This is a genomic window from Nitrospira sp., assembly GCA_030692565.1.
In the GTDB taxonomy this organism is placed as follows: Bacteria; Nitrospirota; Nitrospiria; order Nitrospirales; family Nitrospiraceae; genus Nitrospira_D.
In genome coordinates this window covers 68,828-85,020 of record JAUYAO010000057.1, presented here as the reverse complement: position 1 = coordinate 85,020, position 16,193 = coordinate 68,828, and the positions used below count along the sequence as shown (strand labels likewise).

Annotated in this window: 18 protein-coding genes and 3 tRNA genes; 2 read left to right on the top strand and 19 right to left on the bottom strand. The window is 55.2% G+C overall.

Annotation, left to right across the window (positions count from 1 at the left end; all coding sequences use genetic code 11):
- Window positions 1-157 precede the first annotated feature (157 nt).
- The 18 genes from Q8N04_16145 to serS all read right to left on the bottom strand — a co-directional run bounded on the left by Q8N04_16145 (window position 158) and on the right by serS (window position 14,064).
- Window positions 158-583 carry a TraR/DksA C4-type zinc finger protein gene (locus tag Q8N04_16145; GenBank protein MDP3092204.1) on the bottom strand — a complete coding sequence of 142 codons (426 nt, stop codon included), beginning with the start codon at window positions 581-583 and terminating at the stop codon, window positions 158-160.
- A gap of 304 nt (window positions 584-887) precedes the next feature.
- Window positions 888-1,067: a hypothetical protein gene (locus Q8N04_16140; GenBank protein MDP3092203.1), complete on the bottom strand. Its 180-nt coding sequence runs from the start codon at window positions 1,065-1,067 to the stop codon at window positions 888-890.
- Between the two features lie 137 nt (window positions 1,068-1,204).
- The gene (locus tag Q8N04_16135; protein MDP3092202.1) at window positions 1,205-1,915 is read right to left on the bottom strand and encodes a response regulator transcription factor; all 711 of its coding nucleotides are present in this window, start codon (window positions 1,913-1,915) and stop codon (window positions 1,205-1,207) included.
- A gap of 288 nt (window positions 1,916-2,203) precedes the next feature.
- Window positions 2,204-3,418 carry a tyrosine-type recombinase/integrase gene (locus Q8N04_16130; GenBank protein MDP3092201.1) on the bottom strand — a complete coding sequence of 405 codons (1,215 nt, stop codon included), beginning with the start codon at window positions 3,416-3,418 and terminating at the stop codon, window positions 2,204-2,206.
- Between the two features lie 36 nt (window positions 3,419-3,454).
- Complete coding sequence (locus tag Q8N04_16125) at window positions 3,455-3,691, bottom strand: helix-turn-helix domain-containing protein (GenBank protein MDP3092200.1); 237 nt, start codon at window positions 3,689-3,691, stop codon at window positions 3,455-3,457.
- 1,118 nt (window positions 3,692-4,809) lie between these two features.
- Window positions 4,810-5,358 carry a hypothetical protein gene (locus tag Q8N04_16120; protein MDP3092199.1) on the bottom strand — a complete coding sequence of 183 codons (549 nt, stop codon included), beginning with the start codon at window positions 5,356-5,358 and terminating at the stop codon, window positions 4,810-4,812.
- 461 nt (window positions 5,359-5,819) lie between these two features.
- Window positions 5,820-7,004, bottom strand: coding sequence for a tyrosine-type recombinase/integrase (locus tag Q8N04_16115; protein MDP3092198.1), 1,185 nt, complete (start codon window positions 7,002-7,004; stop codon window positions 5,820-5,822).
- Between the two features lie 7 nt (window positions 7,005-7,011).
- Entirely contained in the window at window positions 7,012-7,209 is a 198-nt protein-coding gene (locus Q8N04_16110) for a helix-turn-helix domain-containing protein (GenBank protein ID MDP3092197.1), read from the bottom strand.
- A 332-nt stretch (window positions 7,210-7,541) separates the two neighbouring features.
- Window positions 7,542-7,982: a hypothetical protein gene (locus Q8N04_16105; GenBank protein ID MDP3092196.1), complete on the bottom strand. Its 441-nt coding sequence runs from the start codon at window positions 7,980-7,982 to the stop codon at window positions 7,542-7,544.
- A 220-nt stretch (window positions 7,983-8,202) separates the two neighbouring features.
- Complete coding sequence (locus Q8N04_16100) at window positions 8,203-8,424, bottom strand: hypothetical protein (GenBank protein ID MDP3092195.1); 222 nt, start codon at window positions 8,422-8,424, stop codon at window positions 8,203-8,205.
- A 36-nt stretch (window positions 8,425-8,460) separates the two neighbouring features.
- Complete coding sequence (locus Q8N04_16095) at window positions 8,461-8,910, bottom strand: hypothetical protein (protein MDP3092194.1); 450 nt, start codon at window positions 8,908-8,910, stop codon at window positions 8,461-8,463.
- A 366-nt stretch (window positions 8,911-9,276) separates the two neighbouring features.
- Window positions 9,277-9,771: a GNAT family N-acetyltransferase gene (locus tag Q8N04_16090; GenBank protein ID MDP3092193.1), complete on the bottom strand. Its 495-nt coding sequence runs from the start codon at window positions 9,769-9,771 to the stop codon at window positions 9,277-9,279.
- Between the two features lie 687 nt (window positions 9,772-10,458).
- Window positions 10,459-10,534, bottom strand: a tRNA-Phe gene (locus Q8N04_16085).
- A 153-nt stretch (window positions 10,535-10,687) separates the two neighbouring features.
- The gene (locus Q8N04_16080) at window positions 10,688-11,368 is read right to left on the bottom strand and encodes an FKBP-type peptidyl-prolyl cis-trans isomerase (GenBank protein ID MDP3092192.1); all 681 of its coding nucleotides are present in this window, start codon (window positions 11,366-11,368) and stop codon (window positions 10,688-10,690) included.
- Between the two features lie 159 nt (window positions 11,369-11,527).
- A tRNA-Ser gene (locus Q8N04_16075) sits at window positions 11,528-11,620 on the bottom strand.
- A gap of 518 nt (window positions 11,621-12,138) precedes the next feature.
- A complete protein-coding gene (locus Q8N04_16070) occupies window positions 12,139-12,339 on the bottom strand; it encodes a hypothetical protein (protein MDP3092191.1) in 201 nt (66 codons plus the stop codon).
- 328 nt (window positions 12,340-12,667) lie between these two features.
- Window positions 12,668-12,757, bottom strand: a tRNA-Ser gene (locus Q8N04_16065).
- Window positions 12,758-12,780: 23 nt separating this feature from the next.
- Complete coding sequence (gene serS / locus Q8N04_16060) at window positions 12,781-14,064, bottom strand: serine--tRNA ligase (protein MDP3092190.1); 1,284 nt, start codon at window positions 14,062-14,064, stop codon at window positions 12,781-12,783.
- 140 nt (window positions 14,065-14,204) lie between these two features.
- On the opposite strand from serS, the gene Q8N04_16055 reads away from it, so the two are divergent.
- Together Q8N04_16055 and Q8N04_16050 are read left to right on the top strand one after the other, a co-directional pair.
- Window positions 14,205-15,236, top strand: a complete 1,032-nt coding sequence (locus tag Q8N04_16055; protein ID MDP3092189.1) for a PA0069 family radical SAM protein — start codon at window positions 14,205-14,207, stop codon at window positions 15,234-15,236.
- On the top strand, window positions 15,233-15,613 hold the full coding sequence (locus tag Q8N04_16050) for a rhodanese-like domain-containing protein (protein MDP3092188.1): 381 nt from the start codon (window positions 15,233-15,235) through the stop codon (window positions 15,611-15,613). The genes Q8N04_16055 and Q8N04_16050 overlap by 4 nt, the downstream gene beginning before the upstream one ends.
- A gap of 10 nt (window positions 15,614-15,623) precedes the next feature.
- Here the strand turns inward: Q8N04_16050 and Q8N04_16045 are convergent, their stop codons facing one another.
- On the bottom strand, window positions 15,624-16,175 hold the full coding sequence (locus Q8N04_16045; GenBank protein ID MDP3092187.1) for an OmpH family outer membrane protein: 552 nt from the start codon (window positions 16,173-16,175) through the stop codon (window positions 15,624-15,626).
- Window positions 16,176-16,193 lie beyond the last annotated feature (18 nt).

The window sequence follows — 16,193 nt, the reverse complement described above, 5'->3', positions numbered from 1 at the left end:
CTTAGCATGTTCCTCCAGTAACCAGGGTTTGTCTATGGTGAGGTAACCGGGGCTCGTCCCTTCTCCTGGCAGGAAGGGACAAGCGCGGGGGCCAGGTGCGTGAGAGGACGCAGCTGGGCTCCAATAATTTGTCGTTGTTATGAACTGTGGCATGGCGTTAATTATGGGCCGCTTTCTGTTCGACTGTTGTGAGACACGGCACACAGAATAGCGCGTCGGGTTGAACCTTGAGCCGCTCGTAGGGAATGTCTCGATGACAGTGGCGGCACTGTCCGTAGTCTGTCGTCCGCATGAGCTGCAAGGCGCGTTCGATGTGTCGAAGCCGTTCAAAGGTCCGCACCTTCATCTGCATGGCGACGTCGTGTTCGAGATCGGTCGAAGCCTGGTCGGCCGGATCCGCATAGAGTTCTGCAGCCGACTCGGCGGCAAGCGAGAGATTGGCGCTGGCGACCAGCACCGCGCGCTGCCTGGAAAGTTCCCGCCAAAGATCGGCGCGTCGGACATTCACTGGAGGAGTAGCACGGCGGGCCACTCCGGTGGTTCCGCCCGGTTGTTTTCGTCGAGGAGCGATGGTGTGAGCCATTGGCTGTTCCCCTTTCCGGAATGAGTTGTACTAGATCAAAAGCACAGTTAGATCACGACGGCCTCAATTCTTGGTTACAGGAGTTCGGCCATCAGTGTGTTGGTGCTGTGAAAGGACGGAATGGGAGAGATGTAACTCGATTGCAATAGACTCTTGGTTCGTCTGTGATGTGCGTGAAGGTGTGAACGAACGCTAGGCTCGGGAATGCTTAGCGTGTTCAGCAGGTGAAACAATAGAGAGGAGAGGGAGTCTGGGTTTAGATGTGTATAAATCCGCGCGATAGCTCGCTATGATGTCTGCGGCCTTACCGACAGGCGATAGACTCCCACTTCTGCGAGCGCAGCTCGGCGTCGAAATAGACACGATAGCCGACACAGCGGGACTGTCCTGATAAAAACTCATACTCCCAGACTTCGGCTCCTGTTGAAAGGCGTTTGAGTCGCTGAGGATAGCCGAACCGGCGAGTCAGTTTATCTTGTGTCAACTGTCCAATGCCGGCTTCGAATTCCTCCACGCGGGGTGGATGGACGCAAGAGCTGAGAGAAAGGAGGAGCAGGCAGATTATGCGGCCTCTTAGGCAAGGCCTTATCTCGCGATGTTGAGAAAATACACGCACGGAAATTACTTCGTCAGAGCCGGATCAGACAACTTGTAGCCCAGCGATTTTACCGACACAATCGCTTCATTCAGCGCAGGTAGCTTCTGCTTTAGGCGACGGATGTGCACATCCACGGTTCTTGTGGTGCCATAGTAGTCATAGCCCCATACGGAATTCAGCAAGACATCGCGTGTAAGCACTCGGCCAGGATTTCGCAGGAGATGTTCCAGGAGCCCAAATTCCTTGGCTGTCAAACCGACTTCTTTCCCATCGACCATGACTTCATGGCGAGGGAGGTCCATCAGTAGGGAGCCGTAGTGGTAAGACGTTTGCTGGGTATCATTGGCCCGTCCAATCCGGCGAAACAAAGCTTTGGCCCTTGCGACGAGGTTTTTGGGGCTGAACGGCTTGGCGATATAGTCGTCGGCGCCGAGTTCGAGGCCGACAATGGTGTCGGACTCCTCGGCTTTGGCTGTTAACATGATAATGGGAAGAAGAGCGGTCTCCTGCTCGCTTCGGAGTTTCTTGCAGAGCTCCAATCCATCCATCTCGGGAAGCATGAGATCAAGGATGACCATGTCAGGATGCTCGCTCTTGGTGAGTCGTAGGCCTTCGTTTCCCGTTTTCGCATGGACGGTACGAAACCCTTCTTTCTCGAGATAGATCTTCACCAACTGTGCAATGTCAGTCTCGTCTTCCACGATGAGAATTTTCTTTGCAGTGTTTGTGGACATCGTGTGTTACCCGGTGAACATGCGTTCGGACTGTTTCCTACTGCTATGTCAGCGCTTGCAGCATAATCCTCCAATGTTACAGCTGTATTAACCACGTTCTTCCTGTAATCGGGGACGTTATTCCCCCAAGCGTTTGGCATGTGGTCATATGAATCAAGGGCCATCCCGTCGCACTTAGGATTGAAGTGAGTTCTTGCTTTTCAAGGACATCCACTGCGACCATTTTGAACGATGGTGATCTCTCAGAGCCCTACTCTACCCAGCCCTTGCCCGGCTGATGCCGTCATTCTAAGTCTCCAATTGCTCTGACATTTCAGCCTCACGGGCGCGTGCGGACAACCACGCGGATAACCCATCACCTCCGATCGAGGCTCCAAGCCGCTGGGTCGCTTCGACGATATGCTGCCACTCCGCATGCGTATAAATGGTATGGATCTTGGTCGATTGCTGACCTAACAGCTCCATGACCTCGTAGTCTTTGGCGCCCAACTGCCGATTATGCGTCGAGTTGCAGTGGCGGAGCATGTGATGGGTAAGTTTCTTCGAGATGCCGGCGGCCTTTGCAAGCGCCAGGATGGCACTCCGCAGATTCCCGATATGGGTTTCCGCGCCACCACACCGTTCACACTTATAGGTTCGTGTATCGCCGCGAGGGAGGAGCCAACGAGCGTTCGGATTCTGGTGCTTCAACGTCAATAAGACTGTGCGCATGGGTTCTACCAATGGAACGTCCCGGTCCTCCTGATCTTTTGGGGACCAGCCCGCCTTCACTCGAATGCACAAGATGTTCTCGTCCTCATCGACATCGCCTGGTTCCAGGTGGCGAGCTTCGTCAATTCGTAAGCCCCCCTGATACACGGTTAATAGACTGGCGTACGCATAGGGTTTCAGCAGGGCTGCGGCATCCAGGAAGGTGCGGATTTCATTGGCGGTGGGAATCTGCTTCTTCCGCTTCGGCACCGTCGGTTTTTCGATTTCGCCCACGGGATTCTGCGTCGTATAGCGGAATACTTTGCGCGCGACGCGAAACACCGCCGACAAGGAATGCAATTCTTTCAATACCGTCGATCGCTGAACCTGAAGGAGGCGTCGTTGCTTCCAGGCTTCGATATCCTCGGGTGCGAGGTCATCGAAGCGATGTTTCCCAAAATTCGGGATGATCTGATTCTGCAGAATATCGTGGTGGCGATTGCGGGTGGTGCCCGCGCGATTGGCGACCAGATATTGCCAGAATTGTCCACCACGATCATTAGGGTTGTGTTTGTCGGGAAGCCGGCAGAAGTCGGCGAGCGTGAGTTTCTGGCCTTTGACCTGCCTCGGCGTCTTGCCGTGATACTGCTCCACCAGCACCTGGGCCGCCGCGGCGGCCGCAATCATATTGGTCTTGCCAGTGCTCAGGTGGATCGGCTTGGCGCCTCTCCGTGGCGTGAACTTCACATAGATCGTCGGCCGATCCTTTCGGCGATACAGACACCCTTTATCAATTGTCACGGTTGTGGCCATGGAATCCTCTGATGAGTAGTGGACGGGGAGTGATGCTTACGAATCGCTCCTGGGTGGCTCGTGCATCCGAGGGCCTCGGTAGCCGCGATCAAGCCATTGAAGAATCTCAGCTTTGACAAAGCGGAGGGTGCCGGAAAATTTTCGGTGCGGGATGCGATCGGTCGAAGTCAGGGAGTACACATAGCTGCGTTTGACTTTTAAGAAGGCACAGAGTTCTGCCAACGTTATCAACTCGGGCAGGGTGCCTCCTGCCGCCTGCTGCAGGGTGGTCATGAACGGAACGGTCCTTTGATCGGAGGCTGTCTTTCCATTCATCTCGGTGACGTTAGGGTGGGCCGTCACGTTCTCCCCAGGACCTGGGAGTGTGGAAGGGGAGCGTGACGGGACACACTTCGAGGCACTCACCTGGGACGTGCCGCGCCCCCGTGTTGTCAGGGAAAGCGTCTCGTATTTGTCAGCTGGCTGGTTTATCTTGGGGCCCATGGCTCTATCCTTTCCCGTATGACACGGTGGTCTAATGCGTACAGGTTGGATGATAGGGCGTGAGTGGATGTTGCGGCGGTGCAGAACTGACCAGAACGCGAGTACTTCTGGCAGTGAGCACGCGTACCCATCTGTACAGAAGGGTTTCTCGGAGGCTTCTTCGATGGTGAGGGGCGCAATTCGCTAGAAAATGGATTGATGCCGTGCGTAATACTGTGTCACCGACGGTTCAGCTGGAAAGATGTCAGTGCGGTGGTAGGCGGTTCGTGCGGGCATGATGGTTGCTGTGTAAATCACCTTAGGGAGCAAGAGGGAGGCGGCTTTTTTCTCTCCTCCCTCTCGCTCCCTGCCGTTGTCCCTTAGTTTGCCTGTTGTCCTTCCGTATCTCGAAGATGGAAGTTGTACTTCCCAAGGACAAATTCCTTGTACTTCTGAAAGTGTCGGTGAATGAGCTTCTCACTGATGAGATCATGCTCCCGCGTTGATCGAGAATACTTCTGCAAAATTGGAAGTGCATTCATGTGTTGGTTCTCCAAAAATATTCTCCTTTGAGTGTTGATGTTCCGGAGTGCCATCGAGCACATTAGTATCGGCAGGTTCACGATCCGCTTACACCAATATCGTCCCTCTGGCCGTCGTTGAGACGATTGGGCGTGAGGGGGGGGGGGATGGGGGGAGCAATAACCGCAGACGATGGGCGGCTTGTCTGAGTTGAGCTACATTAATGAGGGAATAGCGAAGCGGACTTTTGGGGGGCCTCATGCGTGGTCCGTCAATCATTGGAAGTACACGTGGATCAAGGCTGTTCATAGTGCTCTCTCTTTCTTGTGGCAAGACTTTCTCCAGAGATGGTTGAAGCGTAGGGGATAGACGGGGGAGGGGACGCCCTCCGCCGCCGTGATTCCCTGTTAGTTTTCATCTAATGGCTTGAGAAGCCGGTGCCGGATACCCAACTTGTATGCGACTTGCTGGGGTGACACATTCCGCATATTCCGAATGAAACGTCGAGCGGCGTTTCGCCTGAGAACTGACATGTGAGTCGGTTGAAGCTTGAGCGTGTGGAGCACCCGGAGCCACACGTGGTTATATAAATAGAGCCGTGAATAGGGTTTTCCTGTGTGGATGTTGGTAAACATAAAGAGGGGGGTTCCCGGCGGTCGCGGACTATTTAATAGGGCCTGAGCGTCGGCAAACAGTCGATTGCCCAATGGGTCTGAGAGGGATACCGTCCTTGGCCGTTCGATCAGGACCAATGCCGATCCAGTCCAGATTTGGTGGATCGTGATCGCTCTCTTTGAGATGTCCTCGGCGGTCAGGGCCAAGCCTTCTGAGAGACGAAGCCCGAGTTCATCTAATAATCCGAAGAGCGGAGACTCTCGAGGAAACTGGCGCGCAATTTCCCGCAGAATCAGGTCTTGCTGTGAGATGGTGATGAGAGGAAAGCAACGTGTACACATATCGTGTGTCCTTTCGGCGGAGCGAGTAATAAGTGGCTCGGGCCGCGCGCTCCAGAGTGGCCGAACCTTATGGTGAGATGTTATTGGAAGCGGGCGGCCAGCGAGGAGGACGAAAAGTGCCAGGTTCCATCGGGTGGGGGCAGTTGCCCCGAGACGGTAAGGAGCAGGGAGCTAGGCGGCGTGCGGGTTATTCGGCTTGTCTTGGGGTGTCGACGATGGCGAAATCGGTGACTACGCGATCGTGAAATGGTGCTAGAGCATTGACCACCAAGTGTCCACGGACTGATTGGATGTGGTTGGATTTGGCAGGAAGAGATTGGATGTGGAATGTGCGTTTGAAAGCTTGGCAACGCCGCATCTAGTGCGACGATCCGGTGATTGTGTAGGGAATCAGGCGGAGGCGAGGGCTTCAGAGCATCGCTTTACGAAGGCGATGCTCTAGAGCTAAAACCTCTAGTAAATTAAGGATTTGGAGGAGTGCAGGCAGAAGCATTGCCCACTAACTGTCCACCGGAATTGCCGTTTTGATATTTTGAACGAATGAAGCCACAAAGCTTCTTAGAGGCATCGCGCATGTCTTCTTCATCGATGATGTTGTAGCGGTCAAACATGGAAGTCGTTTTGTGCCCGATGATCAACATGATGGTTTTGGGGTCGACACCTGCTCGTCTCAGGTTGCGAACACCGGTTCGACGGAGATCATGAAATGTGAGCCCTTCGTACCCCTTGAGACTCTGTGTCTTCGCTTTGGGGTTCTTCCACTTTCCTAGCCCGGCTGCCACGCATGTGCGATCCCATGGGGACCGAATGTCTTTGATACGCCCTCCATTTTTATGGCAGAAGTACAGGCAGTCTGGATAGAGCACGCTTGTTTTTGTGTCCCACGACGCCATAAGGTCATAGGGATCACCGCTGAGGATGATGAAGCGAGGTTCCCCATTTTTTGTCTCTCCAGGGCGGAGGTCAATCGTGACCTCCTTGGCTTGATGGTCAAAGGCTACCTGAGTACGAAGAAGTCCAAGAATTTCCTCTAAGCGCATGCCGGCCCAATGCCCGATCGTTACAGGCACTTGCACCCATTCAGCTTGACTGCTCCGGAGGCGTTCAAAATCAGGCCAATTCACGAACCCGTTTCGCGGTGCATTCTCTTTGAGGGGATGCCAAATGGGCTTCTTATTTACTAGCGGTGGATCTTCTTCGAGCCCGAGTTGGAAGCCTCTCAATAAGATCGAAATGCGCCTATTGACAGTCCCTGCCTCAAGTAAAATTGGAGCCCTGTTACCCGGCATCTCTTGAGGAACTGTGCGCCATTCTTTTGCCAACTCTTTCAAATAGCGTCCGGTTACGAATGTTGCTGGCTTCCCCCCAATAAGGTCTTTCCAGAATTTGGTGGTTCTTTCCATGTCGTCAACAGACTTACGCCCATTTAACACATAGTCTTCAATGACTAGATCCATAAGCATCGAAACGGTGGTCGTTGACTCTTTGGGCCATCCAAATAGTCCGGCGTAATGCTTTTCATACAACGAGTTAACGACTTGCTGGGCGGTTTCTCGGCTTCCGTGAATGATCTTCCGGACACGTCCGGCCTTCCGGCCCGGATGGACGTCAATCAACTGTCTATTGCGACCGATGTTCTTAATCATAAAACCACTACTCACCTGCTGAGTGCTTTCGTTCCCAGTCTTCAATGACATGAAGTGCAACGCGCCAGCGGGCGCGGGAGCCGTCGCCTAGTTTCATGGCTGGTATGCCTCCCGGCTGGCCGAGCACGGCCCGATACAGATATTCGACGGAGACTTGCCAGCGCTGGGCAAGTTGTTTGGGTGTGAGAAATTCATCTGGTGGCATCGTTCCGCTCCTTGCAGTTGTTCGAAGTGCACAATTGCGCTTCGTTCGGTGCAGAGAGCGGAGATGGCTCCTCTTCTGAGCTTTTAGAGCGACGTTGTTCTGACCCGCCTACCTCACTTGCACGCTAGTAATCTCCACGCTGTGGTATCGCTGCTTACCTCTGATGCTAGGGCGATGAGTGGGGAGATACGAACAAGGATTCCTGTCAAGAAGGAGCAACTAATGGCAGTAGCAGGCAAGGGGGCGAAGAAGGGGAGCCGGGGTGGTCTCCACGGCGGTGTGGATGCTCAATGGCTCAATGCTGGGTCGGTAACGATGTACAGTGTACCCAGCTATGGTTGATTGGCTTTTGCGGTGATGAAGGGCTTTAGCATGCGCAGGACTGCGGCTTGTAATTCACGCTCTAGGGCAGGGGTTTGAACCAGGCGATAGGGGATCAACCACTCAGTTGTATCTTTCCGACGGCCTTGCGCCGCTAGGGCTTTGATACAATTAGGGTGGTCAGAAGGTGATAAGCGCAAGGTCACCTCAATGGTTTCGATCCGAAGGCCGACGGCGCCGTCTTCGTCGTCTTCACAAAACACTTCACATGCGAGATCTCCGTCCTCCAAGACGCGTGCGAGTTTTCGTAACTCTGGGATGAGCATCTTTTGTGCGAGAAGCTGAAAACGTTGCTGAGCTGGATTCGTAGTGGAGTATGAGCCGATCGTGGTTTTATATTCTTCGAGCTGTTCTCGCAGGCGGGAATACTGTTCCTGTTCTTGTGTCTGCATGCTGGATCCTTTTGTGTTGAGTTAGTGAGCATTAGTGCGGTTAGTAGATAATCAACCGATCAATGCAACGTTCGAGTGCTGAGGAGAACGTTGTCTGGGTACATCGCCGATAGAGGAGCGCATGGTCCTTTTCCACGGCGTGGCTCCACCCGAACCGGATGGTGAGCCGCATTGACACCGCATCATGTGGCTGACGAACACTCCAACAGTCCATGTCTCGTCAAAAAATACGCCACATGGGAATCTCGTCCAATTGGACCACCGTGCAGGCTGGGATCCCGGCTTGCTGCAGGAGCGTCGCCAGGCGTCGGGCCAGTGGGATGAGGTCGATTTCCGCGAGGGCCAGAAAGCGCATCCGTGCGGAAGCTGGATCCGGGATGAGCAATCCGTGCTCTTCATAGCGCCGCAGTTGTCCTTGTAGCTTTGGATAGGCGTTGCGCACGCACGGTGTCGTGTATCCCGGCTGAATGTAGTTGGCTCACTCCATTTCTGGCTTTTCGCTGGCCCGCCTAGGCCCCAGGATCCTCAGGACGACATCTTCGACGACTTCCATGACGTGCCCGAGGTCGAGTTCCAGGTCCTCATAGGCGATAAGTGCTGTGCACTCATCCTCTGGGTTGGCGCGGCGACAGGCGGACAGGTGAAAAAGGTGCGGGTTCTCGTCAGGACCGAACTTAATCGCAATGTTAAACGGCTCGATCAGCAGGTGCACATCGCGCCGTTCTTCGGACAGGTCATATACCGTCGCCCGAATCCCTTCCGCCTGAAGTGTTTCCTGAAGTGCCGTCACAATGGGAGTCAGCTGCAAGGGAGCCACCTGGCGGAACCGCTCCCAGCTCTGCTCTCCAGCCGGGAGAAGATCCCCGGCTTTCCACTCGCGGATCTTGCTGCGTAAGTGACGGAATCGGGGTTGTGGTCTTGGTGGCATAGAAAACTCCTTTTGTGGATGGTCGTACGGTGGTCAGGCGCTACGGCTGTCATATCCTTTTGCCCAACCGATTCAGAAGCTCGTCTCTGGCTGGCTCGCTTCTTCTGGTGGGTGGAGACATGTCCCCGTAGAGTATGAGTGGGTGAAGCTTTGGTGTAGTAATCGGGTGACGGGAATTCTCAGGCGGAGTGGGGGAGTATCTGACCCGCCAGGTTATGATCGAGAGATAGATTCGGCGATTCTTCGATGGCTACTGGGCCCACAGGAATGATCAGGGCGAGGATGGCCCGGGCGCACATAGGGGACCACAGGGTGAATAGAAACGAGGAGAGAGATTGCCCGCGACGGTCTTGATGAGAGAGCGGCCTACGAGACGAGCGTTCGAAGGTCTTTGATGAGCATAAAGAGATGCAACGGATCGCTTGGGGAAGGGAGGAAATCGAAACGCTCGTAGAACTGTTTCGCCACCTCATCTTTGGCATGGACCACCAGGGCACGAATTCCGGCGATATCAGCGGCCTGTAGAGTCCGTAGTGCCGCATCTTTCAAGAGCGCGGCACCCACGCCTTGTTTCTGCCAGTGGAGGTCTACAGCTAACCGAGCAAGCAGCATGATCGGAATGGAATGTTTTGCGAGTCCCTTCTTTAATCGTTCCGGGGCAATGTCTTGTTCAACCGATCCCACCGCGAGTGCGTAATAGCCGACGACGGTGTCGTCGACCACCCCCACATAGGTTTGAGATCCTCCGCTGTGTTGATTGGGGAGGGCGTATTGCTGGAGAAAACGATTCAGATCTTCCCGCCCACAGTCGAACGTATCAACGGTGTGATGTCGCTGAAGCTTTTCGATCTTTCGAGTCACCGCTTGTTTGTTGTGCGGTGAAGAGGGGGGACGTCAAAGAATCCTGGCTTAGTCAGGAGTTCTTTCATGCGAGTAAGGGGGCGAGTGGGAGCATCGAGCGCCGTCTGAAACTCAGCCCATTGCGCTTTGCTCAGCAGGAAGGTGCGACGATCCGCCAGAGTTTCATCAGCGCGGGCCAGTGCACTTTCACGGACAAAGTCACTCACCGACCGACTGGAAACAGATGCCGCTGCTTCCAGTATCCGTTTATCTGAGGAACTCAGCCGAAGATCCAGTTTCTCACTGCGAACGGCGCGTACGGCCATCGTGTCACCTCTCTTGGTTATTGAAGGTAGCCCACGAATGAATCATTGTCAAGACAGTGTCATGACAATGATTCTCGATGAGGTAAAGCACAGCATGCGATGGAATTTCAGTCGGCGATTGAGGGCTATGGTGTGTTGTGCTGATGATTAGGGGGGGGTGACGAGGAGGAAGTGGAGCTGAAAAGTGAATCGGGGTTTGAAGTGGGGTATTGTAGAGCCTGAAAATTGATCGTCTCTAAGCCCTGGGAGCTGGTTTGCCGCCCATGGTCTTGGACAACCATTTGGACAACCAATCGGGCGAAATAGGCTGAAAAATGCTGAAATCGTGGTTTCTTGAAGGGGCCGAATGGAGCTGGATTTTAGCAATATTTTGAAGGGGATGTGGTGCCGAGGGACAGAATCGAACTGTCGACACCAGCCTTTTCAGGGCTGTGCTCTACCAACTGAGCTACCTCGGCACGACACGGGGACTCACTTCTGGAAAGTGGTGGACGATACCGCAGAAGCCGTGATTGGGTCAAGGCCAATTGAACGTATCGTGCGAACTTTTCGAGGACTTGTCGGGGCGGCGACTCATGACTCAAGTCACCGCCCCGTGAATACCGCAGTCGTTATTTCGCGGCGACGATTTCCAGCAGTTCCACTTCAAAAATAAGCGTGGCGCCAGGCTTGATGGCGGGTGGTGATCCGCGATCTCCGTAGGCCAGATTGGCCGGGCAGACGAGGCGGCTCTTGCCGCCGACCTTGATTTGCTGCACGCCTTCCGTCCAGCACTTGATCACTTGGCTCAAGGGGAATGTGGCCGGCTCGCCGCGCTTTACGGAGCTGTCGAAGACGGTGCCGTCGAGCAGTGTCCCATGATAATGCACCTTGACGGTATCGGTCGGTTTTGGGGTGGCGCCGGTTCCTGGCTTGATCGTGGTGATGACAATTCCGGACTCCGTCTTTGTGGAGCCTTTATCAGCTGCGGCTTTGGTGAGATAGGTTGCGCCGGCTTTCTTTTCCGCGTCCGCAACCACGGCTGCCCGGGCTTGCTGGAGCTGCTGAATTTTCGGGCCGAATGTTTGAAGATCGGCTTTCGGTGTGCGCTTCAAGGCACCATCGGTGAGGCCGGACTTGACGAAATCCAACTCCGATTCGGACAGGGCGAAGGTGCCAAGCGATTGGCTGATCGCCAGGCCGAGAGCGTACAGCGTTTTTTGGTCGTCATTCGTCGGCTCTCCCGATGCGGCAAACGCCGATGGGCCGGCCAACAGGGCAATGATTACGGCAAATACTGCGAACATGCGCATGAGTCATCCTTTCTTGATGGTGGCGGTGGGAACGGTCGACGAATCTTACCTTACGATATGAAGGTGCTTCGCACAACAGGAAAGAATTGAATGGGGGAGCTGCAGGGATGATTGGAGCCAGCCGGCTGATGGGTTAGGACTTATGGCTGGGGCGCTGGATGGCGGAGAGGGAGGGATTTGAACCCTCGGTAAGGATATTCTCCCTACGACGGTTTAGCAAACCGTTGCCTTCGGCCACTCGGCCACCTCTCCACGACCAGTTGCATAGGGGTCTGTCCGCAGGCGGGCAGAGTCGTCAGCGCGGTTACGTCGCTCACGAGCGGGCTGATATTACCTCAGCCGGTGCAAGAGGTACAAGTGAAAGGTCTTGGCCGTCTGGTTAAAAGTTTGGCCGGGTCATGCGGCGTTCCTGGTGTCCCATTGAAGGCTTTGGATGTGACGTCTGGACTTGGCTAGAAGCATGAAGGCTGTCGAGTAAAGGTGTTGTGCCAGGTGAGTTGTCTCGGCTGAGTGCATGGGGAGCGTGGAGATGGCAGGTGCGGATGCATCCTGAGCGAGGGGTGTCTGCTCCTCACACAAAGGCTCCGCTGAGATATGGGAGAGAGGGGCGGTGTAGCGAAGTTCGATGGTGCTTGGCCGAATCACTCCGCTCAGCGCGAGCAGGTGCAGGGCTTTCTTCTTTTGAGCGCGTGTTTGCCGATAGTGAGTCCATCGTGTCAAAGGCATGGATCTGTCTCCAGTGGTGCGTATGCTGTGTTGAGGGCGACCCGCTACATCCAAAGCACTTTTCCGAAATCTTTATCGATGCCTCTGGGGTGGTGGCAATGGGTGCATCGCGCAAACAGTGTCGCGGCTTCCGGGGTAAGCGACGAGCGAAGGACTATTTGGTAGATGTGTCCGCCGCAGGAAGTGCAGGCTTTCCCTCGGATCTCTCTGCGAATGGCTCCGATCTTGCCAACTTGTTTTTGCATTTGCTCCCTCCTTGTCCCGGGCTATTCCTGATGTCATATCCGCTATGCGCAGGTGGTGTCAGGATAGGCGAGGCCGTGCGGGCTGGAAATACCGTAGAGGTAGGAGTGCACCAACCGAAAGAGGGAGGTGGGCTAGAGCTCTGCGGTTCATATTCGGCGCTTCAGATTATCTAATGCATAGCTATATCAATAGTTTGCGATTGAAATATTAATGATATGGATTTGATTGTGATCGGGTCGAGTGTTGCCATGTGGCGCTGAGTGAGTGGATGCAATGGAGATGTGAATGGAGGCGAGATGGGGAGGTTGTGACTGTCCGATGGGTATATGGCGGAGGGGGCGAGATTTGAACTCGCGGATAGGTTGCCCCATCTCCAGTTTTCAAGACTGGCACGTTCGGCCGCTCCGTCACCCCTCCGAGCCGTAGGAAGATATGTCGCACTACTTTCTGATGCAGTCAAGCCCTCCCATATAGGGGCGAAGCGGCGTCGGAACGACAATGCTCCCATCCGCCTGCTGGTAGTTTTCCAAAATCGCGAGCAGCGTCCGGCCCACGGCAAGACCCGAACCGTTCAAGGTGTGGACGAACTCTGTCTTAGAGTCTTTCTTATTGCCCGTTGTGCGATAGCGAATATTGGCGCGACGAGCTTGAAACGCCTCAAAGTTGCTACAGGAGGAAATTTCACGGAAGTGCTGTTGAGAGGGCAGCCAGACTTCGATGTCGTACGTCTTCGCCGCTGAAAATCCCATGTCTCCCGAGCAGAGCGTCACGACACGGTACGGCAATCCTAGTCCTTGTAAAATGCTCTCCGCATGGCCGGTGAGTCGTTCGAGTTCACCCTGTGACTGGTCGGGAGGGCAAAACGAGACGAGTTCGACTTTGTTGAACTGATGGAGTCTGATCAAGCCGCGGGTATCTTTTCCGTAGGATCCGGCTTCGCGGCGGAAGCAGGGCGTATAGGCGGTATAGCGGATCGGCAATACTTCTTCGTCCAGCAATTCATCCCGGTGGAGATTCGTGAGCGGCACTTCAGCGGTAGGGATGAGAAAATAGTCTTCGTCTTTCAGACGGAACAGATCTTCCTCAAACTTGGGTAGTTGCCCTGTGCCGGTCATCGTCGCCCGATTGACCAGCAGGGGAGGGAGCACTTCCCGGTATCCGTGCTGTGTCGTATGGCGGTCGAGCATGTAGTTGATGAGCGCGCGTTCAAGTTGGGCTCCGGCGCCGGTCATGACGGCAAAACGGGCGCCGGCGAGCTTGGAGGCCCGGTCGAAATCGAGAATCCCGAGCGCCTCGCCGAGTTCCCAATGGGGTTTCGCCGGGAAATCGAAGGAGGGGCGGGTGCCCCATTGACGGATCTCGACATTATCCGAGGCATCCTGTCCTGGGGGGACGGATTCGTGCGGGACGTTGGGAATGCGCAAATTCAAATCGGCCAGTGATTCTTCAGCGCCACGCAGGGTGCCTTCAATCTCACGAATCCGATCCCCGACCTGTTTCATGGCGGCGACCGCTTCGTCTGCCGGCTCCTTGGCGCGCTTTAGTCTGGCAACCTCGTCAGAGCCTTTTTTAAGGTCGCTCCGGAGCTGTTCGACCTGCATGGTCAGATTGCGACGCTCATCAACCAGCGTCTTCATGGTGTCCCAGGGGACGTCGGTTCCCCGGCGGCCGAGGCGTTCGCGGATTGAGTCGAGATGGTCCCGTAACTGGCGTAGATCGTACACGTGGTACTCCTGAGAAAGTTTGAGGAATCTAGCATCGGGTTTAGGTAGAGTCAACGCAACGCGTGAGGCAAAGCGTGACGTAGCCGCGGCGCGGATTGCCGTGGATTGACAATCGCTATTCACGTCGCCACGATGACGCCATGCGAACGGTCTCCAATCCTCCAAATCCATTTGACTCGTCTCATCGTGAATTGCTGGAGCCTGCTCCCGCGGCAACTGTGCAGATCTTTCGCGACGCGAGCCGGGAAATCCTGAGTCGCAATGACAGCCCCGATCTTCCCTTTCGCTGGAGCGTCAATCCCTACCGCGGTTGCTTCCATGGTTGCGCCTATTGCTATGCCCGTCCTTCTCACGAGTATTGGGGATTCGGAGCCGGAACCGATTTTGAGTCCAAACTGGTGGTGAAGGAGGATGCGGCAACTCTGTTGCGTCAGGCTTTTGAGCGTCCGTCCTGGAAGGGCGAGCTGATCGTATTTTCCGGGAACACCGACTGCTACCAGCCGTTGGAAGCCTCGTACGGTCTGACGCGCGCCTGTTTAGCCGTCTGTGCCGAGTATCGGAATCCGGTGGGCATCATTACGAAGGGTGCATTGGTGTTCCGTGACCTGGATGTGTTGACGAAGCTGCGTCAGCAATCCTGGATACGGGTCTACTTCAGTATTCCGTTTGCCGATGAGGAGGTGGCCAGAAAGATGGAACCCCATGCTCCTTCAATCGGCAAGCGGTTGGAGGCGATGAAGGTTCTCTCTGCGGCGGGGATCTCGACCGGGATTTCAATCGCGCCGGTGATTCCCGGGCTTAACGATGAAGCGATTCCTGAGCTGCTTGAGCGGGCGCGGGCTGCCGGTGCGCGCACGGCGACGTTCAGCTTGCTGCGGCTCTCCGGTAGCGTGGAGTCCGTTTTTCTGGAGCGAATCAAGGATGCATTCCCGGACCGATTCGCAAAAATCACCAATCGCCTTCGCGAGGTGCGAGGAGGCCGGCTTTCCGAATCAGCCTTTTTCGATCGCCACCATGGATCGGGAATCTATTGGCAGATGATCGAGCAGTTGTTCGAGGTGGCGAGGCGTCGGGCTGGTTTTGCATGCGATCGGGAGGGTGCGATTCCCGATACGTTCAGGCGACCCGGCGGAGTTCAGACCGCATTGTTTCATGACGAGGAGGAAGGATGAAGCACAATCCCGGGTTTCTGAAGCTAGTGGACCAAGCCAGGGCGCGCGTCACGGAATGTACGGTGGCGGATGTACAGCGCCGCATCGCTCGCGGCGAGCAGTTTCACTTTATCGATGTACGGGAAGACCATGAGTTTGCGGCGGATCATGCCAAAGGGGCTTCCCACTTGGGTAAGGGAATTATCGAGCGTGATATCGAAACGATGATTCCGGAGAAGCAGGCGGCGATTGTCTTGTATTGCGGCGGCGGCTTCCGTTCGGTACTGGCGGCGGACGCTCTGCAACAGATGGGCTATACGAGCGTGGTATCGATGGATGGGGGAATCAAGGCCTGGAGAGAGGCCGGCTGTCCACTCGAAGGAGGGCAGCCGGCCTAGCCCGAGAACGCTACTTGTTTACGCGATCGAACTCTTTAATCACTTGTTCGGTGAGATCGACGGTGTCTTTGCTGTAGATCACGATTTTCACGGTCTGTTCGCTTCCGCGGTCGACCACAATCGAGAAGCCGCCCTTCTCGGCCACTGTTTGTGTGGCTGAGCCGATGCGCTTCATGTAGTCGTCGACGAGTTCTTTCTGCTTGCCCTGAAGCTCCTGATTGAATTCCTGCGCGCGCTTTTGGTAGTCCTGGATTCTTGTCCGGAACTGCGCTTCTTTGTCTTTCTTCTCGGCCTCGCCCAACTTGGCGAGTTGCTCTTTGAGCTGTTTTTCATAATTCCGCAGTTCTTCTTCGTCCCGGGAGAGCAGTTTCTGTCTCGTGGTGACGTATTCCTTGAGCCCTTCAAGCGCTTTCTTGCCGGCTTTGGATTTCTCAAGGACCGTCTGCGGGTCAACGACTCCCATCTTGAAGGCGTCAGCCGCCTGCACGGCCGTCGAGAGCGGTCCCAGCAGCAGAGAGAAGAGGGCGGTAACGATAATCGTCTGTACGACGGGGATGCGCATATGAACACTCCTTAGGCT